The sequence below is a fragment of the Burkholderia sp. MSMB1588 genome, assembly GCF_001546925.1.
GTDB classification, from domain to species: Bacteria; Pseudomonadota; Gammaproteobacteria; order Burkholderiales; family Burkholderiaceae; genus Burkholderia; species Burkholderia humptydooensis.
Genome location: NZ_CM003770.1, coordinates 2,149,382 through 2,176,333, shown reverse-complemented (window position 1 = coordinate 2,176,333; position 26,952 = coordinate 2,149,382). Strand labels below are relative to the sequence as shown.

Below are 26,952 nucleotides of genomic sequence, written 5' to 3'. Positions count from 1 at the left end.
AATGACTGAGAGATTTCCATGGGCCGTCGGCTATTGCTTGCATTGGCGCTGTTGGCGTTCATTTTCGGCGGGCTGTTCCTGTGGCGGGAAAGCCGCGTGCAGGCCGCCGATCATCCCCCCGCTCCCCCGACCGTGCTGACGGTCTCGGCCGTCGCCGTGCGCGCCGCGCCCGAGCGCGTGACGCTCGACGCGGTCGGCTCGCTCGACGCGGTCCGCCAGGTGACGCTCGCGCCCGAAGTGGCCGGCCGAATCGTCGCGCTGCACTTCGAAGCCGGCGCGACGGTTCGCAAGGGGCAGTTGATCGTTCAGCTCTTCGACGAGCCGGAGCGCGCGAAGCTCGCATCGATCCAGGCGAAGGCCGCGTACGCGAAGCGCCAGCTCGACCGGTCGCAGGCGCTCGCGCAGACGGGCGCGGAGCCGCGCAACATCTTCGATCAGCACCGCTTCGATTTCGACGCGTCCGCGGCCGACATCCGCGAGACGCAAGCGGTGATCACGCAAAAGGCGGTGCGCGCGCCGTTCGACGGCGTGCTCGGCCTGCGTCGCGTGAACCTCGGCCAGTATCTGAGCGCGGGCGACGCGATCGCGACGCTCACTGATCTCGATACGCTGTACGCGAACTTCACGGTGCCGCAGAAGAACCTGAGCCAGTTGCGCCTCGGCCAGAACGTATCGATCACGACGGATGCGTATCCGGATCGCGCGCTCATCGGGCGCGTGAGCGCGATCGAGCCGCAAATCGGCGCCGACACGCGCAACGTCGCCGTGCAGGCGACGCTCGCGAACCCCGATCATCTGCTGCGCCCGGGCATGTACATCCAGGCGCGGCTCGAATTGCCGCCGCGCGAGCGCGCGCTGACGGTGCCCGACACGGCGGTGCAGACGTCGCAGCGCGGCGAATCGGTGCTCGTCGTCGGCAAGCCGGGCCGCGACGGGCTTGGCGTCGTGCGGCTGCAACCGGTGAGGACCGGGCGGCGCGCCGAAGGCCGCATCGCGATCGCCGACGGGCTGCGGCCGGGCGACGTCGTCGTCGCATCGGGCCAAGTGCGGCTCGCGGCGGGCGACAGGGTGAAAGTGGCGCTCGACGACGGCGCGGGCTCGGGAGCCGCGCAATGAACGCCGGCGCACCTCACGATTCGGGCGCGGCGCACGCGCGCTTCACGGACGTGTTCGTCCGCCGCCCGGTGCTGTCGCTCGTGTTCAGCCTGCTGATCCTGCTCGTCGGCCTGCGCGCGCTGATGTCGCTGCCGGTGCGCCAGTATCCGGCGCTCGAGAGCGCGACGATCAGCGTCGAGACCGATTACCCCGGCGCGTCGCAGGACCTGATGCAGGGCTTCGTGACGACGCCGATCGCGCAATCGATCGCGACCGCTGACGGCATCGAGTACATCACGTCGACGACGACGCAGGGCAAGAGCGTCGTGAAGGCTCGGCTGCGCCTGAACGCGAACGCGGACCGCGCGATGACCGAGGTGATGGCCAAGGTCCAGCAGGTGAAGTACAAGCTGCCCGCCGACGCGTACGATTCGGTGATCACGAAGCTCACCGACGCGCCGACGGCGGTGATGTATCTCGGCTTCGCGAGCGACACGCTGTCGATTCCGCAGATCACCGATTACGTCGTGCGTGTCGCGCAGCCGCTCGTGACGACGGTGCCGGGCGTCGCCTCCGCCGAGATTCTCGGCGGCCAGAACCTCGCGATGCGGGTCTGGCTCGACGCGACGCGGCTCGCCGCGCACGGGCTGTCCGCGGGCGACGTCGCCGCGGCGATCCGCGCGAACAACGTGCAGGCAGCGCCGGGCCAGGTCAAGGGCTCGCTCACGATCGCCGACATCTCGGCGAACACCGATCTGACCGACGTCGGCGCGTTCAACGAGATGGTCGTGAAAAACGCGCCGAACGGCGGCGGGCTCGTGCGGCTGAAGGACGTCGCAACCGCGGAGATCGGCGGCGAGAACTACAACTCGAGCGCGCTGATGAACGGCCGCCGCGCGGTGTACATCGCGGTCAACGCGACGCCCGCGGGCAATCCGCTCGAGATCGTGCGCGGCGTCGGCGCGGTGCTGCCCGCGATGGAGCGCAACAAGCCGGCGAGCATCCAGATCGCAAACATGTTCGACGGCGCGCGCTTCGTCAACGCGTCGATTGCCGAAGTCCGCTCGACGCTCGCCGAGGCGATCGCGATCGTCGTCGTCGTGATCTTCCTGTTCCTCGGCTCGTTTCGCGCGGTGATCATCCCGGTGCTGACGATTCCGCTGTCGCTCGTCGGCTCGGCCGCGCTGATGCTTGCCGCGGGCTTCTCGCTGAACCTGCTGACGCTGCTCGCGATGGTGCTCGCGATCGGGCTCGTCGTCGACGATGCGATCGTCGTCGTCGAGAACATCCACCGCCACATCGAGGAAGGCGAGCCGCCCGTGCGCGCGGCGCTGATCGGCGCGCGCGAGATCGCGTCGCCCGTGCTCGTGATGATGGCCACGCTGATTTCCGTCTACGCGCCGATCGGGCTGATGGGCGGCCTCACCGGCTCGCTCTTCAAGGAGTTCGCGTTCACGCTCGCGGGCGCGGTGCTCGTGTCGGGGATCGTCGCGCTCACGCTGTCGCCGATGCTCGGCTCGCTGCTCTTGACGAGCAAGATGTCCGAAGGCCGCGTCGCGAAAGCGATCGAACACGCGCTCGAGCGCGTCACGCGCGTCTATCGACGCGGCCTGCGCGCGAGCCTCGCCGCGCGGCCCGCGATTCTGCTGATCGGCGCCGGCGTGCTGGCGGGCATCGTGCTGCTCTTCTCCGGCGTGAAGCGCGAGCTCGCGCCGCAGGAGGACCAGGGCTCGATCATGGTCGCGGTGAAGGCGCCGCAGTACGCGAACCTCGACTACATGGAGCGCTACGCGCCCGACATCGAGCGCGTGTTCCGCACGCTGCCCGAAGCCGACACGAGCTTCATCCTGAACAGCTACGGCGGCAGCAATCTCGGCTTCGCCGGCGTGAACCTGGTCGACTGGGACAGGCGCGCGCGCAGCGCGTCGGCGCTGCAGGCGCTGATCCAGGCGCGCGGCGACGAGATCCGCGGCGACCGCGTGTTCGCGTTCCAGCTCCCGGCGCTGCCCGCGTCGAGCGGCGGGCTGCCGATCCAGATGGTGCTGCGCGCGCCGTCGAGCTTCGCGGATCTCTACGCGCAAATGGAGCGGATCAAGGCGGCGGCGCAAAAGAGCGGCCTCTTCGCGGTCGTCGACAGCGACCTGACGTTCGACAGCCGCGCGGTCGGCGTGACGATCGACCGCAATCAGGCGAACACGCTCGGCGTGACGATGAAGGACATCGCCGATACGCTCGCCGTGCTCGTTGGCGAGAACTACGTGAACCGCTTCAATTTCAAGGGCCGCTCGTACGACGTGATTCCGCAGGTGTCGCGCGGCGAGCGGCTGTCGTCGGAGATGCTGAGCCGCTATTACGTGAAGACGGGTTCCGGCCAGATGATCCCGCTGTCGACGGTGATCCACGTGACGAACGGCAGCCAGGCGAACGCGCTCAGCCAGTTCAACCAGATGAATGCGGCGACGTTTTCCGCCGTGCCCGCGCCGGGCGTGACGATGGGCGAGGCGGTCGCGTTCCTCGAGGCGCAGAAGCTTCCGCCCGGCGTCTCGATCGACTGGCTCGGCGAATCGCGGCAGTACGTGCAGGAAGGCAACCGGCTCGCCGTCACGTTCGGCTTCGCGCTGATCGTGATCTTCCTCGTGCTCGCCGCGCAGTTCGAGAGCCTGCGCGATCCGCTCGTGATCCTCGTCTCGGTGCCGCTGTCGGTCTGCGGCGCGCTCGCGCCGCTCTACCTCGGCTTCGCGACGCTCAACATCTATACGCAAATCGGGCTCGTCACGCTGATCGGGCTGATCTCGAAGCACGGAATCCTGATGGTCAGCTTCGCGAACGATCTGCAGCGCCACGACGGGCTCGACCGGCGCGCGGCGATCGAGCGCGCGGCGGCGGTGCGGCTGCGGCCGATCCTGATGACGACGGCGGCGATGGTCGCGGGCCTCGTGCCGCTCGTGTTCGCCGCGGGCGCCGGCGCGGCGAGCCGCTTCGCGATCGGCATCACGGTGTCGGCCGGCATGCTGGTCGGCACGCTCTTCACGCTGTTCGTGCTCCCCACCGTCTACACGTTCGTCGCGAAGGATCACGGCGCGGCGATGCGCAGCGAGCGCGCGCAACTGCTCGCAGCCATTCGATAACCATGAACGACACGATGCATCGCTTTCCTCACGATGGGGCCGCGGCCTCGCGCCGTCGTCACCGCGGCGCGCGCGGCTTCGCCGCCGCTTCGATCGCACGCGCGACGGTCCGTGCAGCCGCCGTCGCGGCCGCCCTGCTCGCCGCGGGCTGCACGCTCGCGCCGCGCTACGAGCGTCCGGCCGCGCCGGTGTCGGGCGCGTTCCCGACCGACGGCGTCTACGCCGCGCAGCCGGGCGCCGCGTCCGGCGCGCGCAGCGCGAACGGCCAGTCGGCCGTCGACATCGGCTGGCGCGAGTTCTTCGTCGATCCGCGCCTGCAGCGGCTGATCGAGATCGCGCTGAAGAACAACCGCGATTTGCGCGTCTCGGTGCTGAACGTCGAGGCGTCCCGCGCGCAGTATCAGATCACGCGCGCGGGCCTGTTCCCGACGCTCGACGGCACCGGCACGGGCACGATCCAGCGCTATCCGGCCGGCGTATCGACGACGGGCCAGCCGCTCATCACGCGGACCTACAACGTCGGCGTGTCCGCGTCGTGGGAGCTCGACCTGTTCGGCCGCGTGCAGAGCCTGAAGGACCAGGCGCTCGCGCAATACTTCGCGACCGCGCAGGCGCGCAAGGCGGCGGAGATCTCGCTCGTCGCGCAAGTCGCCGATCAGTATCTGACGCTGCTGTCGACCGACGACCTGCTGCAGATCACGCAGAACACGCTGAAGACGGCGCGCGCGTCGTACGACCTGACGAAGCTGCAGTTCGACAACGGCACCGGCTCGGAGCTCGATCTGCGGCAGGCGCAGACGGTCGTCGAGACGGCGCTCGCGAACCAGCAGGCGCAGGCGCGCGCGCGGGCGCAGGCGCTCAACGCGCTCGTGCTGCTGATCGGCGAGCCGCTGCCCGACGATCTGCCGGCCGGCCTGCCGCTGAACGCGCAGAACCTGCTGACGGACATCCCGGCCGGGCTGCCGTCCGATCTGCTGACGCGGCGCCCCGACATCATGCAGGCCGAGCAGACGCTGCGCGCGGCGAACGCGAACATCGGCGCGGCGCGCGCGGCGTTCTTCCCGAAGATCTCGCTCACGGGCGCGTTCGGCACCGCGAGCCCGACGCTCGGCGGCCTGTTCAAGGCGGGCACGGCGGCGTGGTCGTTCGCGCCGAGCATCGCGCTGCCGATCTTCGAAGGCGGGCAGAACATCGCGAACCTCGATCTCGCGCACGTGCAGAAGCGCATCGAGATCGCGAACTACGAGAAGGCGATCCAGAGCGCGTTCCGCGAGGTGTCGGACGGGCTCGCCGCGCGCGGCACGTACGATCAGCAGATCGCGGCGCTCGAGCGCAACGAGCATGCGCAGCAGCGCCGCTACGATCTGTCGGACCTGCGCTACAAGAACGGCGTCGACAGCTATCTGTCGGTGCTGACCGCGCAGACGGACCTGTACTCGGCGCAGCAGCAACTGATCAGCGCGCGGCTCGCGCGCTGGACGAACCTCGTCGATCTGTATCGCGCGCTGGGCGGCGGCTGGATCGAGCGCGCGGGCGAGACGCCGCGCCCGGCCGATGCGCCCGTCGACTACGGCAAGGCGGCCGCGCCGGCGTCGTTATCGCGAGCGGCGTCGGAAGTTGGTTGAGCGCGCAACCAACCGCGCGGCGATGAAGCGGATCGGAAACGAATCGGAAACGAATCGAAAAGCGGATCGGAAAATGACCGGCGATACCGTAATCGGTACGGATGCACAATCGGCGATGCTTTTGCACAATCGGACGCAGCAGCCAATCAAGAGCTCGCCTAGAACCCGAGAGACAGCAACAACCCGGAAATCGATTCAAGCATTCGACACAACAATCCCAAAAGACTTCCGTGTTCTTCGCGATGCGTATCTCAATGTTGAATAACCTTGAGGCACAGCATGAACGATGGTCGAATCCCCCCAACGCTGAGCGCGTCCGTCCGTACGCGCGTCAAGGTCCCCATTCGTCCGCGCACCGCGCAACAGCGGTTCGAGCCCGAGATGGTGACGTTCCAGGGCCTGTGCGACAGTGCCGAGCATCTCGCGCTCGTTTTCGGGCCGCTCGCCGACGCGCCGCTCGTGCGCGTGCATTCCGAGTGCCTGACGGGCGATGTGTTCGGCTCCGCGCGCTGCGATTGCGGCGAGCAGCTCGACGAGTCGGTCGCGATGTTCGGCCGCGAAGGCGGCATCCTGCTCTATCTGCGCCAGGAAGGCCGCGGCATCGGGTTGTACAACAAGCTCGACGCGTACCGCCTGCAGATCGCGCAAGGCCTCGACACGTTCGCCGCGAACCGCGCGCTGAACTTCCCCGACGACATGCGCGATTTCCGCGTCGCCGCGCAAATGCTGCAGGCGCTCGGCGTCACCGAGATCTCGCTCGTCACCAACAACCCGGACAAGGTCTCGCAGATCGAAAGGCACGGCATCCGGATTCGGCGCGTGAGGCAGACGGGGGTGTTCGTCAACACCACGAACCACGGCTACCTGCGCGCGAAGATCGATCACCACCGTCACGCCATCAACCTCAGCCAGGAACTCCAATGATCACTCACCGCGCACCGATCAGCGGGATTGCCGCGCACCGCGACCAGTACGTCCTGACGGCCGGTTACGACAACCAGGTCATCCTGTGGGACGCGAAGACCCAGCGTCCGCTCGCCCGCGCGATGCACGACCACCTCGCGAACCAGGGGGCGTTCTCGCCCGACGGCGCGTACGTCGTCACGTCGTCGTCCGATTACAGCGCCCGCCTCTGGACCGTGCCCGATCTGCGGCTCGTCGCCGTATTTGCCGACCAGGAGGACGACGTCGAGATGAGCGTGTTCCATCCGGACAAGCCGCTCGTCGCGACCGCGTCGCGCGATCACCGCGTGCGGGTCTACGATTTCGGCGGCAAGCTGCTGCACACGTTCGGCGGCCACACCGCCGACGTGATCTCGGTCGAATGGATGCGCGGCGCCGACGAGATCGTGTCGTCGAGCGACGACGGCACGATCAAGCGCTGGTCGCTCGCGAAGAACGGCCTCGTCGCCGACATCGATCTCGACGGCATCGAGACCGACACGATCGCGATCGCCGCCGACGGGCGCATTTTCGCGGGCAACGACGAAGGCGAGATCATCGCGATCGGCGCCGACGGCGCGCGCGCGACGATCGACGCGCACGACGCGGGCGTGAAGCGCCTCGTGCTCGACGGCGACCGGGGCCTGCTCGTGTCGCTGTCGTATGACCGCACGATGCGGCTCTGGAAGATCGGCGCGGCCGGCGAGCCGCAGGCGCTCGGCGGCGCGGCGCTGCCGCCCGAGGTGTGGCCGCGCTCGTGCTCGTTCGAGGGCGACGAGCACATCGTGTTCTCGACGTTCCATTCGAGCTACCGCCGCTACAACTGGAAGACCGAGCGCTGGGACGCGGCCGAGCTGCCGCCGACGCACGGCGTGAACGCGGTGCAGCCCGTCGACGGCCATCTGTGGACGATCGGCGACGCGGGCATCGTGCGCGTCGAGCAGCGCGAGCATGCGCGCACGGGCAGCCTGTGCAATTTCCTTACGCCGGCGGGCGAGCTGATCGTGACGGGCGGCCAGCTCGGCAAGATGTTCGACGCGCGCAGCGGCCGCGAGCTGCATCAGCATCGGTCGCCGCTGAACTGCGGCGTGGCGTTCGCGCGCGACGGCGCGGCGCACGCGGTGATCGGCGCGTACACCGGCGAAGGCATCGTGCTGCGCATCGACGGCACGCGGGCGACGCATGTGACCGATCTGCCGCTGCACGCGAACGCGGTCAAGGGCATCGCGATCTCCGGCGACCTGATCTTCTCGGTCGCGGCCGACGCGTCGGCAAGCTGGTATCGCGCGTCGACGCTCGAGCCGGTGTTCGAGCTCAAGCACGCGCACGACAAGATCGCGAACGGTTGCGCGGGCCTCGGCGAAGGCTATTTCGCGTCCGTGAGCCGCGACCTGAAGCTGCGGATCTGGTCGCCGGACCATCACGCGGACGTGATCGCGACGCCGCACACGCACTCGATCAAGTGCGTCGCGGCGAGTGCCGACGGGCGCTATGTCGCGACGGGCAGCTACAACGGCCGCGTCGCCGTCTACGATCGCACCGGCGCGCGCTGGGCGATCGACGCGCGCGTGACGACGGCGGGCGTGTCGTCGCTCGCGTACGATCCGGCCGCACGCGCGTTCGTCGCGAGCTCATACGACGGCAACGTGTACCGCATCCCGCTGGAGCACGCATGAGCGCCACCGAACCGCACTACATCGATGCGCAGCGCACGATCGCGCCCGTCGACGGGCCGCTCGCGGCGCCGCGCGAATACGCGGCGGTGCTGCGCTCGGATTTCGTGTCGAGCTATCACGACGGCCGCGACGTCTGGACCGACGAGGCGGCGATGCGCCCGGCGAGCGCGATCCTGCACGCGCATCTCGGCGCGAGCGCCGACATCCTCGACGCGGGCGCGGGCCGCGGCCGCGACACCGCGTACCTCCTCGAGCACGGGCACCGGGTGACGGCGGTCGACCTCGTCGAGCCGCCCGAATGGGCGCAGCTCGCGCAGCGCTGGGGCGAGCGCGTGCGCTTCGTCGCGCGCCCCGTGACCGAGCTCGAAGGCGCGGCCCGCTTCGACGGCGCGCTCGACAACGGCTGCCTGCATCACCAGCATCCGGACGCGTATCGCGCGTACCTCGCGCGCATTCACGCCCTGCTGCGGCCGGGCGGGCTCTTCACGATCTCGGTGTTCGAATCCGACGGCCCCGGCCGGCTCTACGCGAATCACGCGCAGCGCCTCTATCGCGAGTTCACCGAGCCCGAGCTCGCCGAACTGCTGGGCGCCGCGCATTTCACGCCCGTCGGCAGCCAGCGGGTGCCGCGGCCGAAAGCCGGCCTGCACTACCTGGTGATGACGGTCCGCAAATCCGATCCGACTGACGCGAGTGGATGCCCATGACGTTCAAGCTGGCCGATAACCCGAACCGTCTCAGCGATCGCGCGGCAATGGCGCTGCCGGACGACTTGTTCGTCGCGCGCACGAGCGCGACGGTCTTCTCGACGCACGTCGACTTGCTGCGCATGACGAGCGCGCAGTGGATCGCGATCGCCGAGGATGCCGACGCGCCGTTCGAGCGGCGCTATGCGGCGGGCACGCTGCTCGGATTCGCGGGCGACCCGCGCATCCGCCCGCTCGATCCGCAGATGTGCGACGTGCCTGCCGCGCAGGCGCGGCTCGGCACCGAGCCCGAGCGCGTGCCGCAGGTGATCGCAGAATGGGCGCGCGTCGGCGTGACCGGCGAATGGATCGAGAAGGAATGCCCGCGCTATACGGCCGAGCTCGCCGCGTACCGCGTGATGCGCTACCCGGTCACGAACCTCGAATACCGGCTGTTCCTCGAGGAAACGGGCGCACGCTGGCTGCCGAGCGCCTGGACGTTCGGCGTCTATCCGGTCGAGCGCGCGAACCATCCGGTCTGGTCGGTGCCCGCCGAGGCCGCCGACGCATATGCGGACTGGCTGAGCGAAGCGACCGGCCGGCGCTTCCGGCTGCCGACCGAGGCCGAATGGGAATACGCGGCGTCGGGCGGCACGGGCGCCGAGTACCCGTGGGGCGACGCGTTCGATCCGCGCGCGGCGAACACGGTCGAGGCCGGGCCGCTGTCGACGACGCCCGTCGGCATTTTCCCGCTCGGCCGCAGCGCGTTCGGCGTCGACGACCTTGCCGGCAACGTCGAGGAATACGTGTCGGACGACTATCGACCGTATCCGGGCGGCGAGCCGATCGCCGACGACCTCGCCGTCACGCAGGGCAGCTACCGGATCGCGCGCGGCGGCAGCTTCACGCGCTTCGGCGATCTCGCGCGCTGCGCGCGCCGCCACGGCCGCTATCAGCGCGACATCTACGCAATGGGCTTCCGGCTCGCGGAGTCGCGATGAGCGCCGGATCGATCGCCAACCGGCGCGTGCGCCCCGCCCCGGCGCGCCTCGCCCGCCCCCGCGCGAAGCGGGCGGCATGCGCCGCGCCTTCGGCGGACCGGACTGACCGGACGGATCGCCGGCGATGAGCGCGTTCTCCGACATCGACCGCGCGCACATGGCCCATGCGCTGCGGCTCGCCGAACAGGGTCTCTACACGACGCATCCGAATCCGCGCGTCGGTTGCGTGATCGCGCGCGGCGGGCAGACGCTCGGCACCGGCTGGCACCGGCGCGCGGGCGAGCCGCACGCGGAAGTGCACGCGCTGCGCGAAGCGGGCGAGCGCGCACGCGGCGCGACCGCCTACGTGACGCTCGAGCCGTGCGCGCATTTCGGCAGGACGCCGCCGTGCGCGAACGCGCTCGTCGTGGCGGGCGTCGCGCGCGTCGTGATCGCCGCGCGCGATCCGTTCGAGCAGGTCGCGGGACGCGGAATCGCGCGCCTCGCCGGCGCGGGCATCGTCGTCGAGCAAGGGCTGCTGGAAGCGCAGGCGCGCGAGCTGAACATCGGCTTTTTCAGCCGGATCGAGCGAGGCCGGCCGTGGACGCGCGCGAAGCTGACCGTGTCGATCGACCGGCCGCTCGACGCGATCGACCGGACGGTGCTCGACGCGATGCGATCCGAATCGCGCGACGACATCCGGCATTGGCGCGCGCGCAGCTCGGTCGTGCTCTCGCACGCGCACGACGCGATCCGCGCCGCCGGGCGAAGCGGCGCCGCGCCGCGCTACGTCGTCCGCGCACGCGACTGCGCGGCGCTCGCCGCGGCGAGCGCGACGACGGACGGCGTGCCCACGCTCGCGCTCCATCGCGAAGACGAAGGTGCGCCCACCGTCGCCCCTTGCGAAAACGCGCGCGTCGACGATGCGAGGCGCCCCCGCGCATCGGCCGATCCGGACGCCGACCTGCGCCTGCCCGACGCCTTCGCGCGCCTCGCCGCGCAAGGCGTCAACGAGCTGTTCGTCGACGCCGATCCCGCGCTGTGCGACGCGTTGTTCGACAGCGATCTCGCCGACGAGCTGCTGCTGTACGTGCACCCGTCGCGCTGCGGCGCGCCTGCGCCGGCGCCGTGGCTCGCCGCGTCGGTCGACGGCGTCGCGCACCGCTGGGGTCTGCGGCCGCTCCATCATCTCGCGCTCGGCTGCGGCCAGCGGGTCCTGCTGCGCCGGCGCGCGCGCATGCCCGAGCGCCCCGAGTCAAGCGTCAGCCCATAGCCGCGCGGCGCAAGCCGCGCACCGGCCTATTTCAGGACCACATCGAACGAGGACCTCAATGAACGCACCCGCAGTCGAGACCATCTACGAGTCGACCGAAGACAAGGCGGCACTGACTTCGGTCGTCGATCTGGTGAAGCTGTCCGATCAATACCGGCAATCGGCGATCCTTCATTACGCCGTCGCCGACAAGCTGTTCGACCTCACGCAGACGCACCGCACGCCGGCCGAAGTCGCGGCGAGCTTCGGCATGGTCGAGGGCAAGGCGGCGATCCTGTTGCATGCGCTCGTCGCGCTCGGCCTGCTGACGAAGGAAGGCGGCGCGTTCCGCAACACCGGGCTGACCGCGCGCTACCTGACGACGACGAGCGCCGACTACATCGGCCCGATCGTCGAGCACCAGCACCTTCAATGGGACAACTGGCCGCGCCTCGGCGAAATCCTGCGCAGCGAAAAGCCGCTCGCGTTCCAGCAGGAAAGCCGCTTCGCGCACGACACGCGCGCGCGCGACGCGTTCAACGACGCGATGGTGCGCCTGAGCCAGCCGATGGTCGACGTCGTGAGCGAGCTCGGCGTGTTCGCGCGCGCGCGCACCGTGATCGACCTCGCGGGCGGCCACGGCACGTATCTCGCGCAGGTGCTGCGCCGCCATCCGCAGTTGACGGGCGAGATCTGGGATCTGCCGACGACCCGCGACGCCGCGCGCAAGACGATCCACGCGCACGGCCTTGGCGGGCGCGTCGAGTTCTTCGAGAAGAACCTGCTCGATGCGCGCAATTTCGAGGGCGGCGCGGCGGACGTCGTGATGCTCAACGATTGCCTGCACTACTTCGACGATCCGGAAGCCCGCGCGGTGATCGGCCACGCGGCGCGCCTCGTGAAGCCCGGCGGCGCGCTGCTGATCCTCACGATGACGATGCACGACGACCGCGTGACGCCCGCGCTGTCCGCCGATTTCTCGTTGCACATGATGGTGAACACGAATCACGGCGAGCTGCACCCGACGCCGTGGATCGCGAACGTCGTGCGCGACCACGGCTTCGCCGTCGGCGAGCGGTCGATCGGCCGCTACACGCTGCTCACCGGTCAACGTTCCGCCAGCGAGGTCTAACCATGCTCGTCTTCGAACTGATCAATCTCGACGCCTCCCCGGCCGATGCGCAGCGAATCACGCACACGCTGTCCGCGCAGTGCGCGGCGGCTGGCTATCGGCTGCGCGCGCCGCAGGCCGACGGTCCCGCGCCCGACGGCGTGTTCGTGCTGTCGCGCTCGGCGTCGGCCGCGGCGGCGCACGCCGAGCGCGCCGGCCCGGCCGGCTGGGCGGCCGCCGCGCAGATCCGCATCGGTGCGGCCGGCAACGAAGGCGAAGCGCCCGCGATCTGGCGCGAAGGCCTTCCGGGCGCGTTCTGCTATCCGCTCGCGCTCTCGCTGAAGACGGCCGACGCGTCGTCCGACATCGCGCGCGACTGGCTCGCGAGCTTCGCGACGTTCGCCGCGTGCATCAAGATGTGGCGCCGGCTGCGCGACGCGCCCGAGCAAGGCCGGCCGCGCGAGCTGCGCGTGAACCACATCAACATCCTCGCGCGCGATCTCGACCGGTCAGTCGACTTCTACCGCCGAATCTTCGGAGCGTCGTACTGCTACAACCTCGGCCCGAAGAAGGTTGTAATGGAGCTGAACGGCTTCGATTTCTTCATCGAGCAGGCAGACGCCGTCGCCTACCCGCCCGGCTATCACTTCGGCGTGCGCGCGGACCCGGACGGCGTGAAGACGATCGCCGCGCTCGTCGAGGCGGACGGCGGCATCCGGATCGTCAAGGGCAACGGCCCCGCGCCCGGATATCACGCGGGCCCCGACCGCGTGCGCACCGCGTTCTACTTTCAGGACCCCGACGGGCTCGAGATCGAAGTCTATTCGCCGGAGATCGAGATGCTCGAGAGCAATCCGCAACTGATCTCGCAGCATCTGTCGCCATCCTGACAAACCCACCCCAGCAACTGACGAGGTAGTCCATGAGTTCCATCACCGCCCCTTCGTGGGGAGAGCTGCTGTCCGGCCGCAACGGCTTGCGCTCGATCGCGCTGGCCGGCGGTGTCGCGCTGCACGCGATCAACATCTACATCGCGACGACGATCCTGCCTTCGGTCGTGCGCGACATCGGCGGGCTCGAGTATTACGCATGGAACACCACGCTGTTCATGGCCGCCTCGATCATCGGCGCGCCGCTGTCCGCGAACGTGCTGAGCCGGTTCGGTCCGCGCGCCGCGTATCTCGTCGCGCTCGTCGTGTTCTGCGCGGGCACGCTCGCGTGCGCGCTCGCGAAGGACATGCCGTGGATGCTCGCCGGCCGCGCCGCGCAAGGCTTCGGCGGCGGCATCCTGTTCGCGCTCAGCTACGCGCTGATCCGCATCGTGTTCGACGAGCGGCTGTGGTCGCGGGCGATGGCGATGGTGTCCGGCATGTGGGGCGTCGCGACGCTGTGCGGACCCGCGATCGGCGGGGTCTTCGCGCAGTCGGGCACGTGGCGGTTCGCGTTCGTCGCGCTCGTGCCCGTCGCCGCCGTGCTCGCGCTGATCGTGATCGTCCAGTTGCCCGCGCGCGAGGCGTCGGGCGCGCGGGCCGCGCGGCCAGCGATCGGCAAGATCCTGCTGCTCGCGGTGTCGGTGCTCGTCGTGTCGGTCGCGAGCCTGTCGAAGGAGATCGTCGCGAACGTCGCGGGCGTCGCCGCCGGCCTCGCGATCGCGCTGCTGATCGCGCGCGTCGAGCGCGGCGCGACGATCCGGCTGCTGCCGACGGGCGCATACGACGTGCGCGCGCCGCTCGGCGCGATCTACGCATGCATGAGCCTGCTCGTGATCGGGATGACGACCGAGATCTTCGTGCCGTATTTCCTGCAGATCATCCACGGCTATCCGCCGCTCGTCGCCGGGTATCTGACCGCGCTGATGGCGGCGGGCTGGACCGTCGGCTCGCTGTTCAGTTCCGGGCGCGGCGCGAGCGCCGCAAAGGCGCTCGTGCGCGGCGGCCCGCTCGTCGTCACGATCGCGCTCGTCGCGCTCGCGATCGTCGTGCCCCCGCAGCATCTGCTTGCCGGCGGCCCCGGTCTCGCGGCGCTGTGCGCGGCGCTCGCGGCGGTGGGCGTCGGCATCGGCGTCGGCTGGCCGCACCTGCTCACGCAGGTGCTGACGAACGCGCCGGCGGGCCAGGAAGACCTCGCGTCGACGTCGATCACGACCGTCCAGCTCTACGCGACCGCGATCGGCTCCGCGCTCGCGGGCCTCGTCGCGAACCTCGCGGGCTTCTCGGAGCCGGGCGGCCTCGCCGGCGCGCAGCATGCGGCCGCGTGGCTATTCGCGGTGTTCGCGGCGGCGCCCGTGCTCGCCGCGGTCGTCGCGCGTCGCGTGCGCATCCGATGAGCGCCGCGCATGCGCCGAACGGGGCGCGCATCGTCCGGCCGCGTCCGGCGAAAGGGGGCGCACGATGATCCCGCTGACCGGCGTCGATCTGTTCAAGACCCTGCACGCGTTCGCGATCGCCGGGTGGGCGACGATCGTCACGATCAATAACGTGCAGACGTTCGCCGCGACGACGAACACCGTCGGCCGCACGATGGGCATGGCGCTGCTGAAGCAGGGTCCCCCCGTCGACACGCCGCTGCTGCGCCGCGCGACGGCTTCTCGCGCGCTGCACCGCGCCGCGCTCGCGATCATCGTGCTGTTGCAGGCGTTCACCGCGATCGCGATGTGGGGCGGCGTCCGGCTGCTGCTCGCGACGGCGGCGCCGCACGCGGCCGCGCTGCCGTGGCTCGACGCCGGCGTGGCCGGCTTCGCCGCATGCGCGCTCGTGCTGCTGCTCGGTGGGCTGTGGTACGGCTACTGGATACGCCAGGAAGGCCTGCAACTGACGCACATCGCGCTCGTCGTCTGGTCGATCGCCGCCTATCTGCTGTTCCACCTCGGTACGACACCCTGATTTGACGGAATCCCTGCAATGACCACCCTGCTTCCCCTCCACGACGGCGATCACGCCGTGCAGTTCGACGACGACGTCGCGGCCCGGCTCGACGGCTTCGAGCTGCGGCTGCTCGCGGGCCGCATCGTCGCGATCCGCGACAATCGGTTCATCGACCTGCAAAATCTGATCGCGGGCGACGGTGCGCTCACGCACGACGGCAATCCTTACGACCTGCGGCGCAGCAATCTCGGCACGCTCCACTACGATTTCGGCGGTCATGGCGAACTCGCGCTGCGCGACGCCGCGACCGACGCCGCCCGCCTCGCCGCCGCGCTCGCGCACCCGGGCGGGCTCGAGCGGCCGTCGTCGACGGCCGCGCCGCAGCCGCGAACGGACGCCGTCCGCCTTTCGCCCGGCTGCCGGCTCGCGTTCCTGCCGTTCGAGCATGCGCGCGACGTGCCGAACATCTCGGCGGACGCGACGCACAACGCGGCCACGCGGCTCACGCTGTCGCACTGGCCGGCGAACCGCACGCCCGCGCGCTACAAGGCGAACCTGTCGACCGAGAGCGTGCTGCGCTTCGCGCCCGAGATGACCGACGATCCCGACGTGCGCCATGTGACGACCGATCACTTCGATCTCGACGGGCTCGCGTCGGTATACGGCCTCGTCGCGCCCGACCATGCGCTGCGCCACCACGCGCTGCTTGTCGATGTCGCGCGCTTCGGCGATTTCGCGCGCGGCCGCTCGGATGCGGCGCGGCGGCTCGCGTTCGCGCTGAACGCCATCGTCGCGCACACGTCGCGCGAGATCGGCACGCCCGGCGACGAGGGCACGCGCATCGCGCGGATCTTCCGTGCGATGCTACCCGCGCTGCGCGACCTGCTCGACGCGCCGTCGCCGCCCGACGAGCTGTGGCGCGCCGCCGATCGGCACCATGCGGCGACGGAAGCGCTGCTCGACCACCCCGACGCGACGCTCGAGCAGCATCCGGCGCTCGATCTCGCGGTGTTTCGCCTGCCCGACGCCCACGCGCCGCGCGGATGCGCGTCGCAGCGCTACTTCGGCCTGTCGCCGATCGCCTTTCACAACCGCACGCCGCTGTCGACGCTCGCGATCGTCGCGCACGGCGACGTCGTCGTGCATCAGCGCTACGAGGGTTGGGTCGAGCGCGTGTCGGCGGCGCCCCGGCCGCGGCGCGACCTGTCGATCCTCGCGCGCGCGCTGCAGGCGGCCGAGCCGCACGCGTGCCGCTGGCGGTACGACGGCGTGCAGCACATCATGCCGAGGCTCGGCCACGACGGCGCGCGATCGAGCGGCATACCGGCGGATGCGATCGTGAGCGAGCTGAAGCGGCTGCTCGCGGTCGCGCCCGCCGCCTGGGAGCCGACGCCCGAGGCCGGGCGGCGCGACAATGCGTCGTCCGCTTGCGCCGCGGGCGGCGCGCTCGGCTAGCGGCTGTTCACGCAATCACGGGCTTGCGCGAACAGTGAGCAAACCCTAAAGCATCGCGATGAGCGCAGGCGGGCACGCATCGTCGCGCATCTGCGGCTCTCCGCGTTCCAGCACGACAGATAGCTGGTTGCGCAGCAGCGACTGCGGAATCCGGTTGCAATAGCCCGCGCCCGCGGCGAGATCGATCAATTCGTTCTTGCTCGACGCGGAGAACTTGCAGCGCAGGTTTTCCATGTATTGCTCGATCGTGCGCGCCGACAGCCCGAGAATGTTCGCAATGTCCTTCGCCGTCTTGTTGCGCGCGAGGAAGAACAACACCTGCCGCTCGCGCTCGGTCAGCTCGCGCGCGTCCTTCGGCGAATCGATCCGGTACGAGCCTTGCTCGACGGGACCGCCGATCCGCTTGCCCGCGTACGAATCGCCGATCACGCGGCCGAGCGTGATCATGTCGATCTGCGACAGCTCCGTCGCATGGAAGATCGTGCCGACGATCTCCTCGTTCCGATCGACGAGCGGAATCTTCGTGAAGACGAACGCCATCCAGACACCCGATGCGTACGGATGGATGTCGAGCACCTTGATCGCCCGGCCGGTTTCGCGCACCTCGCGGTCCTGGGCCTGGAATTGGGCCGCACAATTCGACGATCCGCATGGCAGATCGAACGCTGATTTGTTCTCGAGCTCGCGCGGATCGCGCACGCCGACCACTTTCGCGAACGCATCGTTGACATGAATGAATCGTGACTCGCTGTCCTGGCAGCCCCAGAGGCCCGGATAATGATCGAAAATCAACTTCAATTGGTCAACGAAGCAGGTCATCTGGCCTCCGATTGGCATTTTTTTGTCCGCATATACGCTTTCGCCGCACGCGCAAATAGGCGAGCGGACGAAACAGTCCCCTCCACTGCTTGATCGATCACTGCATGCCGGTATGCGCAACGCCGCCGGGCGGCGCGCGTGGCACACGCGCTCGCTGGAGCACGATCGGAATATCGGTGTTCCGCTACGCCGTGAAACACGGCCGTCGCTTATTCAAAACGAAACAAAACGATCCGCGACATCATTTGAGAATCATCGATAAAAAGGAGCGTCACGCGTGCGTGGCACAACGACCGCGCGACCTGTTTCGGAGTTTAGAGCAATGCAACCTTAACATTTAGCCTGAAAGCGCTATTCGTGTTTTATCAAGCGAAAATCTCTATTTCTATTTTTATTCGCTTGTCGTTTACACATTCGCTTTGAATTCGGGCAGGCGCGCGCCGATGCGCGCGCCCATTTCGGCGCCGAGCGCCTGCAGGCCGCTTGCCGGGCGCACCATCACCTCGAACTCGACGATCTTGCCGGCCTCGTCGAAGCGGATCAGGTCGATGCCCTTCAACTGCTTGTCGCCCACCCGCGCGCTGAATTCGAGCACGACGCTCAGGCCGTCGTCGGTCACGAGCTGGCGGTGATAGACGAAATCGTCGAACACGTTGACGACCGTGCCGATCGCGAGCACGAGCGCGGGCGCGCCCGCGTAGGCCGAATGCGCGATCGGCGAACGGAACACCGCGTTCGGATCGGCGATGTCGGCGAGCGCCGTCATGTCGCGCGCGGCGACCATCGCGTGCCAGCGCTCGAGCGACTGCCGCACGGCCGGCTGCACGGTGGCGGGAATCGAAGTCATGTTGCGTCTCCTTGTCGGTCGAAGTCGGTCAAATCGTGGATGTTGCACTGTCGCGCGGCGCGGCGATCCGCGCGCGTCAGATCGACGCGGCGAGCGTCGTCCCCTGCAGGATCGCGCGCTTCGCGTCGAGCTCCGCGGCGACGTGCGCGCCGCCGATCAGATGCACCGAGCAGCCGGCCGCGCGCAGGCCGTCGTATAGCTCGCGCTGCGGCTCCTGGCCCGCGCAGACGACGACGCTGTCGACCGGGAGCGTCCGCGGCTCGCCGTCGATGCGCACGTGCAGCCCGGCGTCGTCGATCCGCTCGTACGACACGTTCGACGACATCGCGACGCGCCGCGCCTTCAGCGACGTCCGATGAATCCAGCCCGTCGTCTTGCCGAGCCCGTCGCCCACCTTCGACGCCTTGCGCTGCAGCAGATGCACGTCGCGCGGCGCGGCGTCGACGTGCGGCAGGCGCACGCCGCCGCGCGCGTCGTGCCCGATGTCCACGCCCCATTCGGCATAGAACTTCGCCGGCGCGACGCTCGCGCTCTCGCCCGCCTGCGTCAGATATTCGCTGACGTCGAAGCCGATCCCGCCCGCGCCGATCACGGCGACGCTCGCGCCGACCGGCTTGCCGTCGCGCAGCACGTCGAGATAGCCGAGCACGCGCGCGTGATCGATGCCGTCGATGTCGGGCACGCGCGGCGTCACGCCCGTCGCGAGCACGATTTCGTCGAAGCCGCCGCCCGCGAGCCGCGCGACGTCCGCCCGCGTGCTCAGGTGCAGCGTCACGCCGCGCAGCTCGATCTGCCGGCGGAAATAGCGCAGCGTCTCGTGAAATTCCTCCTTGCCGGGCACCTTCTTCGCGATGTTGAACTGCCCGCCGATTTCCGGCGACGCCTCGAACAGTTCGACTCGATGCCCGCGCCCGGCGGCCGTGACGGCGAAGCTCAGGCCCGCCGGGCCCGCGCCGACGACCGCGATCCGCTTGCGCCGCTCGGCCGGCTCGATCACGAGCTCGGTCTCGTGGCATGCGCGCGGGTTGACGAGGCACGACGTGATCTTGCCGCTGAAGATGTGATCGAGGCACGCCTGGTTGCAGCCGATGCAGGTGTTGATCTCGTCCGCGCGCCCTTCGCGCGCCTTGCGCACGAACTGCGCATCGGCGAGGAACGGCCGCGCCATCGACACCATGTCGCAATAGCCGTCGGCGAGCAGTTGCTCGGCGAGCTCGGGCGTGTTGATCCGGTTCGTCGCGACGAGCGGAATACCGACATGGCCGACGAGCCGCTTCGTCACCCACGCGTACGCGGCGCGCGGCACCTTCGTTGCGATCGTCGGGATGCGCGCCTCGTGCCAGCCGATCCCGGTGTTCAGGATCGTCGCGCCGGCCGCCTCGATCGCCTGCGCGAGGCGGATCACCTCGTCGAGCGTCGAGCCGCCTTCGACGAGATCGAGCATCGACAGCCGATAAATGACGATGAAGTTCGCGCCGACCCGCTCGCGCACGCGCCGCACGATTTCGACCGGAAAGCGGATGCGGTTTTCGTACGCGCCGCCCCATTCGTCGTCGCGATGATTCGTGCGCGTGGCAATGAACTCGTTGATCAGATAGCCTTCGGAACCCATGATCTCGACGCCGTCGTAGCCCGCGTACTGCGCGAGCGCCGCGCAGCGAGCGAAGTCGTCGATCGTCGCGCCGACTTCGCTCGCCGACAGCGCATGCGGCGTGAACGCATTGATCGGCGCCTTCAGCGCGCTCGGCGCGACGAGCGCCGGGTGATGCGCGTAGCGGCCGAAATGCAGGATCTGCATCGCGATCTTGCCGTCCGCGTCGTGCACCGCGCGCGTGACGATCCGATGGCGCTCGGCCTCCTCCTCGGTCGCGAGCATCGAGCCGCCGGGCGTCATCCGGCCGCGCTCGTTCGGCGCGATGCCGCCCGTGACGATGAGCCCGGCCTCGCCGCGCGCGCGTTCCGCGTAGAACGCGGCCATCCGCTCGAAGCCGTTCGGGGCCTCCTCGAGCCCGACGTGCATCGAGCCCATCAGCACGCGGTTCTTCAGCGATGTGAAACCGAGCTCCAGCGGAGCCGTCAGGTGGGGATAGAAGGTCATCGGTCGCTCTTTTTTTGCAACGGATTGCATAAATATATCGGCGCCCGCCAGCCGATGCAACGCGTTGCATAAAGTGCGTCCTCTAAACGGGTGCGCGCCCCGCGGTGTGGCAAGATGCGGGGATTTCGATCCCCGGCTCCACCGCAATGTCCCTGCCCCACGCGCTGCTCACGTCCCTCGCCGAACGCCCGGGCTCCGGCTCCGAGCTGACGCGCCGCTTCGATCGCTCGATCGGCTACTTCTGGCACGCGACCCATCAACAGATCTACCGCGAGCTCGCACGGCTCGAAGACGAAGGCTGGGTCGAATCGACGCCCGTCGAGCAGGCGCGCGGGCGCAAGCGCGCGTACCGGATCCTGCCCGCGGGCCGCAAGGAGCTGAAGCGCTGGATCGCGCAGCACGACAATCCGAAGCCGGTGCGCGACGAGCTGATGATCCGGCTGCGCGCGGAAGCGGTCGTCGGGCCGACCGGGCTCGCCGACGAAATCCGGCGGCGGCTCGAGCTGCACCGGCAGAAGCTCGCGCTGTACCGCGAGATCGAGGCGCGCGATTTCACGCACGGCATGGACACGAAGGAGCGGCGCTTGCAACATCTCGTGCTGCACGCGGGCATCATGCAGGAAAGCCAGAGCATCGAGCTGATGCAGCAGGCGCTCGACATTCTGTCGATGCCCGGCGAGCGAGCGAAGGCGCGCCGCGCGTGATGCCGGTTCGCGCGGCCGAGCATCGCGATCATGCAAAGACTCGCGGCGGCTTGACGGCGATCGATGCATGCGCGCGCCGTAACGTTTACAGTGCCGCGGCCGCCCTTTTCCGGCCATCGCCGGCGGGATCGGGCGCACGATACGCGGACGCGGACGCGACAAGGAACGACAACATGAAATCGGTCAACTGGAACACGCCGCTCGTTCGCGACGAGTTCGCCGCCGTCAAGCACGCGGCGCCGTTCGTCTACGGGCTCACGAACTACGTCGCCGCGAACCTGAGCGCGAACGTGCTGCTCGCCGTCGGCGCGGCGCCCGCGATCGGAGCCGCGGCCGACTGGCCCGCGCGTTTCGGCGCCGGCGCGGGCGCGCTGTGGATCAACACGGCCGCGCTGATGAGCAGCGGCGCCGACACACTGCGCGCGGCCGCGTGCGCCGCGTCGGAGGCAGGCACGCGCTGGGTGCTCGATCCGGTCGCGGTCGGCGCGGGCGCGCCCGAATACGACGCGATCGTACGCGATCTGCTCGCTCTCGAGCCGACCGTGATCCGCGGCAACGCAAGCGAGCTGATCGCGCTCGCGGGCGGCGCGGCGGCCGGCAAGGGCGTCGATACGACCGCGAGCCCGGAAAGCGCGCTCGCGTTCATCGGCGATCTCGCGCGGCGCAGCGGCGCTGTCGTCGCGGTGAGCGGCCCGACTGACTACGTGACGGACGGCGTCGAGACGCTCGCCATCGCGGGCGGCGACGCGCGCCTCACGCGCGTGACGGGCGCCGGATGCGCGCTCGGCGCGCTGATCGCGGCGTTGCTCGCGCAACGCGGCGCGCCGCTCGCCGCGACGGCTGCGGCGCACGCGATCTATGCAATTGCCGCCGAGCGCGCGGCGGATGCGCGCGGCACTGCATCGTTCGCCGTGCGCTTCGTCGACGAATTGTCGCTGCTCGATCCCGCGGAATGATCGCGCGACAGATCGCCCGAGACGATTCGCCCGACGAAGCAGGCGTGCATCGTCGCTGCGCGTCCGCGCTGCGTTCACGCCCTTTCTTTCCGCCATGCGATGCGGGAATCGACGCCCGCTCTTTAAACCGTCAAAGCCGATTCGATCGGTTTCCTCCGCGCCTCTCTCATTCTTCGTTTTTGAAACGCTCGAATATCTTTTCTTGATTGCGCGTGCCGGATACGGGCATCGGCAAAAGACACTCCCCCTTTCCATATTTCGTGCATTCGGACTGCGCGCCGATGCTTCCGCGGCACGCCGGCCGCTTCAGCAGAACAAACGTCTCAGAGGCAATTCCAGCCAGCCGTTCGGCGGCGCGTTGCCGTTGTCCGCAGTGACGCTGCCCATCCGCTCTCCCCGCACGATGACCGATGACGATGTCTCCGGCATGATCGGAACCTTCAATCGCTACGGCTTCGTGATTCTCGACTACGAATCGTCGGAAAGAGACGACCTGCTCGCGCTCAAGCCGTTCGGCGGGGCGTTTCGCGCCGATCCTCGGCCCGGTTTCGCCGTCCGCACGCCCTTTCTCGGCGCTCGAAAAGCTTGATTTCGCTCAACGAACGGCGAGGCTGGTGCCACACAATAAACGGGCCGTTGTCCGCCTCATACGTTGATGGAGTCGACGATGCCTACCGATACCTCGAATCCCGCCCCGCTGTCGCTGCCGCAGCGCGTTCTCGTCGCGACCGACGCGTCGAAGGCGTCGCAGCGCGCCGTCGCCTATCTGAAGCACGTGGTGCCCGCCGGCGCGACGGTGCGCTTCGTCAGCGTCGTCGACACGCCGCGCGCGTACACGCTGCCGCATACGTTCGCGCCGTCCGAATTCGCTGCGGCGCACACCGAACTCGTCAACGACGCGTCGAACGCGCTCGGCGACGCGACGGTCACTTTCGGCCGCGACGACGTCACCGTCGAAACGGCGATCGTCGATCTCGCGAAGAAAGGCGGCGACGTCGTCGACGCGCTTCTCGACGAGACGCGCGACTGGCAAGCCGATCTGCTCGTCGTCGGCTCGCATCAGTATCAGGGGGTGCTGCGCTGGGTCGACGGCAGCGTGTCCGAGCCGCTGCTCGCGAGGACGGATTGCGCGATTCTGTTCGTGCCGCCCGGCGTCGAATCGGCCACGCATGCGCCGAAGCGCGTGCTGCTCGCGACCGACGGCAGCCCGATCGCCGCGCGCGCGTTACGCTACGGCGCGCAATTCGCGACGCCCGACACGCATCTGCGCGCGATCTACGTGATCGACCGCGCGGTGCGGCTCACCGATTTCGTGCCGATCCACATGCTGGAGGACGCCTTTGTCGAGGAAAGCGAGAAGGCGCTCGCCGTCGCGCGCCAACTGCTCGACGAAGCGCCCGGCCAATCGAGCACCGCGGTGGTCAGCACCGACCTGACGAGCGACGACGTCGCGCACACGATCGTGCGCGAAGCCGACCGCTGGCCCGCGGATCTGCTCGTGATGGGCACGCACGGCCGGCGCGGCGTGTCGCGCTGGCTGCTCGGCAGCGTCGCGCAGCGCGTCGCGCGGCTCACGCAGATTCCGTTGCTGCTCGTGCACGGGCCGAACGCCTGACCGCGGCGCGGGCCGGCGCGTCATGCTCGAACGCCCCAGGGCAGCTTGGTGGCGGCATCGCATCGCGAGCCGGGCAAGCGCCGCTATGCGTGCGGCGGCGGCATGCCCGCGCCATCGGCTCTTTCCTCGAACAGCACGGCGAGGCCGCCCGGCCTCAGCTTCTTCACGCTGGCCCAGAACGGACTGCCGCCCGCCCTGTCGGACATCGGCACGATCGGCACCTTGTAGTAGCGGTTCAGCATCATCAGGAACGCGAGCGCGTAGCCGCGCCGCCGCGCCGACGGCGCGATCTCGAGGCTATGCACGTACAGCCGGTCGGTCAGCCGCGAAAGGCCGTAGGTCGCTTCGCCGACCCGTGCGCCATCCGCGCTGCGAATCACGACCGCCCACTTCGCATGCGCCGCGGGCTCGCTCTTCGCTTCGGCCGCCTTCGTCTCGATCTTGATCGACGGCAGACGCCGCAGCTTGCGCCACGCTCGGAAACTCCGCAGTAATCCCATCGACTTCGTGCCTTTCTATTTCGTTGCTCGCTCGGCCGAACATGACCTTGACAAGGAGTTTTCGCGTCTTTCGGGAAACTGGCGGAGTACGAATCAGGTACAGCTTCGGGCAGGCGCGGCAATTTTTTGTATTTTTCGATCCATCAAGGGTGCGATAAAAAGTGCCCGATTGGAAATCAGTAAAAGACGAGAGCGGCGTAGGATTATGCGCAGCGGACGTAGGGATTCCCCTACAAGTGGAATGGATACGTTTGCGGATCGCGCGCACGGCTGCGCCGGCCGTCACGACGCGCCGATCGAACAGTTTGAATGTATCTCGATGCGAAGAGGAGTCGCCGACGAATAATCGAGTGTTGTGCAGCGCATCGACGACGCCCGGAGGGCGTCAACGCATGTCCGTGCGCACGCGTTCGAGCGCGCTGCGGATGCCGCGCAGCAGATCGAGCGGCCGCGGCGGGCAGCCCGGAATCGCGATGTCGACCGGCACGAGCGTCTCGACGGGCCCGCACACCGCGTAGCTGCCCGCGAACACGCCGCCCGTGCATGCGCAATCGCCTGCCGCGACGACGAGCTTCGGCGCGGGCGTCGCGTCATACGCGAGACGCACGGCGTCGCGCATGTTCAGCGTAAGCGGCCCGGTGATCAGCAGCATGTCCGCGTGCCGGGGGCTCGCGACGAACTTGATGCCGAGGCCTTCGATGTTGTAGTACGGATTGCCGAGCGCGTGCAGTTCGAGCTCGCAGCCGTTGCACGAGCCGGCATCGACCGCGCGGATGCACAGCGCGCGGCCGAGGATGTCGAGAATCTCCTGCCGGATGGGCTGCGCATCCCGCTGCCATGCGTCTTCGCCCATCGGCGCGGGCTCGTCGGGCCGGCCGGTGCGTGCGATCTGTTTGATGAGCTGCCACATTACAGGTCGTGCCCCGCGTAGTTCAGGTTGAACGACTTGTTGATCAACGGGAAGTCGGCCACGATGTTGCCGATGATCGCATGCTCGAGCGCGGGCCAGTTGTGCCATGACGGATCGTGGCAATGGCAGCGCGCGACGGCGCCGCGCGCATCGAGTTCGAGCGCGACGAGCACCGGCCCGCGCCAGCCTTCGACCCAGCCGATGCCGCGCCGCCGCGCATCGTCGGCTGCGCTTCCCGCACCGCGTCCGTCTGCCGCATCTTCCGCGTCTTCCGCATCGGCCGGGTTGCCCGGAACGTTCGCGGCGAGCGCGACCTCGGCGGCAATTCCGTCGCCCGGCAGGCCGGCGAGCAGCGCGCGAATCGCGCGCATCGACTCGTACGTTTCGGCGAAGCGCACCGCAACGCGCGCCGCGACGTCGCCGCGCGCGTCGCTGACGACGTCGATGGGCACCGCGTCGTACGGCGCGAGCCGGTGGTCGCCGCGCACGTCGCGCGCCTGCCCGCTCGCCCGCGCAACGAGCCCGCACACGCCGAAGTGCGCGGCCGTCCGCGCGGTGAGCCGCCCGGTGCCGGCAAAGCGGTCCTGCAGGCCGGACTGATCGTCGTAGATCGACTGCATCGTGCGCACTTCGCCCTCGATCCGGTCGCACTGCGCGACGATCGCCGCGGCGTCGTCCGCCGCGACGTCGCGCTCGACGCCGCCCGGCACGATTCGATCCATCAGATAGCGATGCCCGAAGATCCGGTCGTTCAGGCGCAGCCAGTCTTCCTTGAGCCGCGAGAAATGCGCGAGGCCGACCGCAAAGCCCGCGTCGTTGCCGAGCGCGCCGAGATCGCCGAGATGGTTGGCGACGCGCTCGCGCTCGAGCAGCAGCGCGCGCAGCCGCAGCGCGCGGTCCGGCACGCGGACCTTCAGCGCCTGTTCGAGCGCCATGCAGTACGCCCACGTGAACGCGACCGTCGAATCGCCGGCGATGCGCGCGGCGAGCCGGCCGCCCGCGAGCGCATCCGCGCGCTCGAAGAGCCGCTCGACGCCGCGATGCGCGTAGCCGAGCCGTTCCTCGAGCCGCAGCACCTTTTCGCCGACCACCGAGAAGCGGAAATGCCCAGGCTCGATCACGCCCGCATGAATCGGCCCGACCGCGATCTCGTGCACGCCGTCGCCCGCGACCGGCACGAACGGATAGTCGGCCGTCGCGGTCTCGAAGCGTTCGCGGCCCGTCGCACGCCGGCGCAGCGGATGGTAGCCGCGCGGCCATGCACCGTGATCGAGCCACGGCCGCATGTCGTCCGCGCCGCGCGCGCGCAGGCCGACGAGATCGCGAATCGCCCGCTGCATTCGCGCCGCGCCGGCGAAGATCGTCGACAGATCCGGGTAGTCGCCCGCGCCGTCGGCTTCTTTCTCATTGCCGGCTTCGCCTGCCTCCCGCCCTTCGTTCGACGCCGGTTCGACCGGCAGACGCAACCACAACAGCCCGTCGTCCAGCTCGAACGCGGCGCACACCTCGAAGCATCCGGCGACGGGCTCGCCGCCCCACAGCGTGACGAGCCGCCCGCCGGCCTCGCAAACCGTCTCGGCGGCGCACGTCCACGCATCGGCGTCGACCGACGCGAACACGACGCGCGCCTGCCCCGCCGCGCTTGCCACGCGCGTCTGACCGGGAATCTGGAAGGAGTCGGTTCGCATC

At 69.2% G+C, this 26,952-nt stretch carries 22 protein-coding genes and 2 pseudogenes; 18 read left to right on the top strand and 6 right to left on the bottom strand.

Annotation, left to right across the window (positions count from 1 at the left end; genetic code table 11):
* The first annotated feature begins 18 nt into the window (after nucleotides 1-18).
* From WS92_RS08760 to WS92_RS08700, 14 genes and pseudogenes are all read left to right on the top strand, one after another.
* Nucleotides 19-1,116, top strand: a complete 1,098-nt coding sequence (locus WS92_RS08760) for an efflux RND transporter periplasmic adaptor subunit (protein WP_041861912.1) — start codon at nucleotides 19-21, stop codon at nucleotides 1,114-1,116.
* A complete protein-coding gene (locus WS92_RS08755) occupies nucleotides 1,113-4,223 on the top strand; it encodes an efflux RND transporter permease subunit (protein WP_059934811.1) in 3,111 nt (1,036 codons plus the stop codon). Before WS92_RS08760 ends, WS92_RS08755 begins: the two co-directional genes overlap by 4 nt.
* A gap of 2 nt (nucleotides 4,224-4,225) precedes the next feature.
* Nucleotides 4,226-5,848: an efflux RND transporter outer membrane subunit OprB gene (gene oprB / locus WS92_RS08750; RefSeq protein ID WP_242425343.1), complete on the top strand. Its 1,623-nt coding sequence runs from the start codon at nucleotides 4,226-4,228 to the stop codon at nucleotides 5,846-5,848.
* 55 nt (nucleotides 5,849-5,903) lie between these two features.
* A pseudogene (locus tag WS92_RS31560) lies at nucleotides 5,904-6,109 on the top strand (hypothetical protein); the annotation flags it as partial.
* An 18-nt stretch (nucleotides 6,110-6,127) separates the two neighbouring features.
* On the top strand, nucleotides 6,128-6,772 hold the full coding sequence (gene ribA, locus WS92_RS08745) for a GTP cyclohydrolase II (protein WP_045554747.1): 645 nt from the start codon (nucleotides 6,128-6,130) through the stop codon (nucleotides 6,770-6,772).
* A complete protein-coding gene (locus WS92_RS08740; RefSeq protein WP_059929773.1) occupies nucleotides 6,769-8,466 on the top strand; it encodes a WD40 repeat domain-containing protein in 1,698 nt (565 codons plus the stop codon). Before ribA ends, WS92_RS08740 begins: the two co-directional genes overlap by 4 nt.
* On the top strand, nucleotides 8,463-9,173 hold the full coding sequence (locus tag WS92_RS08735) for a 1,6-didemethyltoxoflavin N1-methyltransferase (RefSeq protein WP_006027199.1): 711 nt from the start codon (nucleotides 8,463-8,465) through the stop codon (nucleotides 9,171-9,173). Before WS92_RS08740 ends, WS92_RS08735 begins: the two co-directional genes overlap by 4 nt.
* Nucleotides 9,170-10,153, top strand: coding sequence for a formylglycine-generating enzyme family protein (locus tag WS92_RS08730; protein WP_015602818.1), 984 nt, complete (start codon nucleotides 9,170-9,172; stop codon nucleotides 10,151-10,153). The genes WS92_RS08735 and WS92_RS08730 overlap by 4 nt, the downstream gene beginning before the upstream one ends.
* A gap of 124 nt (nucleotides 10,154-10,277) precedes the next feature.
* On the top strand, nucleotides 10,278-11,405 hold the full coding sequence (gene ribD / locus WS92_RS08725; protein WP_059929776.1) for a bifunctional diaminohydroxyphosphoribosylaminopyrimidine deaminase/5-amino-6-(5-phosphoribosylamino)uracil reductase RibD: 1,128 nt from the start codon (nucleotides 10,278-10,280) through the stop codon (nucleotides 11,403-11,405).
* Between the two features lie 58 nt (nucleotides 11,406-11,463).
* The gene (locus tag WS92_RS08720; protein ID WP_059929778.1) at nucleotides 11,464-12,516 is read left to right on the top strand and encodes a methyltransferase; all 1,053 of its coding nucleotides are present in this window, start codon (nucleotides 11,464-11,466) and stop codon (nucleotides 12,514-12,516) included.
* Between the two features lie 2 nt (nucleotides 12,517-12,518).
* The gene (locus WS92_RS08715; RefSeq protein WP_006027195.1) at nucleotides 12,519-13,385 is read left to right on the top strand and encodes a VOC family protein; all 867 of its coding nucleotides are present in this window, start codon (nucleotides 12,519-12,521) and stop codon (nucleotides 13,383-13,385) included.
* A gap of 32 nt (nucleotides 13,386-13,417) precedes the next feature.
* A complete protein-coding gene (locus WS92_RS08710; protein ID WP_015604081.1) occupies nucleotides 13,418-14,821 on the top strand; it encodes an MFS transporter in 1,404 nt (467 codons plus the stop codon).
* A gap of 64 nt (nucleotides 14,822-14,885) precedes the next feature.
* Nucleotides 14,886-15,377, top strand: a complete 492-nt coding sequence (locus WS92_RS08705) for a DUF2165 family protein (protein WP_006027193.1) — start codon at nucleotides 14,886-14,888, stop codon at nucleotides 15,375-15,377.
* 18 nt (nucleotides 15,378-15,395) lie between these two features.
* Nucleotides 15,396-16,814 (top strand): DUF6687 family protein, encoded by a 1,419-nt coding sequence (locus tag WS92_RS08700; RefSeq protein WP_059929781.1) that lies wholly within the window; start codon nucleotides 15,396-15,398, stop codon nucleotides 16,812-16,814.
* A gap of 45 nt (nucleotides 16,815-16,859) precedes the next feature.
* Here the strand turns inward: WS92_RS08700 and WS92_RS08695 are convergent, their stop codons facing one another.
* From WS92_RS08695 to WS92_RS08685, 3 genes are all read right to left on the bottom strand, one after another.
* The gene (locus WS92_RS08695; RefSeq protein ID WP_009915055.1) at nucleotides 16,860-17,633 is read right to left on the bottom strand and encodes a helix-turn-helix transcriptional regulator; all 774 of its coding nucleotides are present in this window, start codon (nucleotides 17,631-17,633) and stop codon (nucleotides 16,860-16,862) included.
* Between the two features lie 406 nt (nucleotides 17,634-18,039).
* Nucleotides 18,040-18,480, bottom strand: a complete 441-nt coding sequence (locus WS92_RS08690; RefSeq protein ID WP_059929783.1) for a nuclear transport factor 2 family protein — start codon at nucleotides 18,478-18,480, stop codon at nucleotides 18,040-18,042.
* Nucleotides 18,481-18,556: 76 nt separating this feature from the next.
* Nucleotides 18,557-20,578 (bottom strand): NADPH-dependent 2,4-dienoyl-CoA reductase, encoded by a 2,022-nt coding sequence (locus tag WS92_RS08685; RefSeq protein ID WP_059929785.1) that lies wholly within the window; start codon nucleotides 20,576-20,578, stop codon nucleotides 18,557-18,559.
* Nucleotides 20,579-20,724: 146 nt separating this feature from the next.
* Here WS92_RS08685 and WS92_RS08680 point away from each other — a divergent pair, with 146 nt between their 5' ends.
* From WS92_RS08680 to WS92_RS08665, 4 genes and pseudogenes are all read left to right on the top strand, one after another.
* Nucleotides 20,725-21,282 (top strand): PadR family transcriptional regulator, encoded by a 558-nt coding sequence (locus WS92_RS08680; protein WP_006027188.1) that lies wholly within the window; start codon nucleotides 20,725-20,727, stop codon nucleotides 21,280-21,282.
* A 173-nt stretch (nucleotides 21,283-21,455) separates the two neighbouring features.
* Nucleotides 21,456-22,238, top strand: coding sequence for a hydroxyethylthiazole kinase (locus WS92_RS08675; protein WP_015603156.1), 783 nt, complete (start codon nucleotides 21,456-21,458; stop codon nucleotides 22,236-22,238).
* Between the two features lie 364 nt (nucleotides 22,239-22,602).
* A pseudogene (locus WS92_RS36460) lies at nucleotides 22,603-22,746 on the top strand (taurine catabolism dioxygenase TauD); the annotation flags it as partial.
* 147 nt (nucleotides 22,747-22,893) lie between these two features.
* Nucleotides 22,894-23,853: a universal stress protein gene (locus WS92_RS08665; protein WP_041861913.1), complete on the top strand. Its 960-nt coding sequence runs from the start codon at nucleotides 22,894-22,896 to the stop codon at nucleotides 23,851-23,853.
* An 83-nt stretch (nucleotides 23,854-23,936) separates the two neighbouring features.
* On the opposite strand, the gene WS92_RS08660 is transcribed toward WS92_RS08665, so the two are convergent.
* The 3 genes from WS92_RS08660 to WS92_RS08650 all read right to left on the bottom strand — a co-directional run bounded on the left by WS92_RS08660 (nucleotide 23,937) and on the right by WS92_RS08650 (nucleotide 26,951).
* The gene (locus WS92_RS08660; protein WP_059929787.1) at nucleotides 23,937-24,353 is read right to left on the bottom strand and encodes a hypothetical protein; all 417 of its coding nucleotides are present in this window, start codon (nucleotides 24,351-24,353) and stop codon (nucleotides 23,937-23,939) included.
* Between the two features lie 385 nt (nucleotides 24,354-24,738).
* Nucleotides 24,739-25,263, bottom strand: a complete 525-nt coding sequence (locus WS92_RS08655) for an NADH-quinone oxidoreductase subunit B family protein (RefSeq protein ID WP_006027183.1) — start codon at nucleotides 25,261-25,263, stop codon at nucleotides 24,739-24,741.
* On the bottom strand, nucleotides 25,263-26,951 hold the full coding sequence (locus WS92_RS08650) for a hydrogenase large subunit (protein ID WP_059929789.1): 1,689 nt from the start codon (nucleotides 26,949-26,951) through the stop codon (nucleotides 25,263-25,265). The genes WS92_RS08655 and WS92_RS08650 overlap by 1 nt, the downstream gene beginning before the upstream one ends.
* Nucleotide 26,952 lies beyond the last annotated feature (1 nt).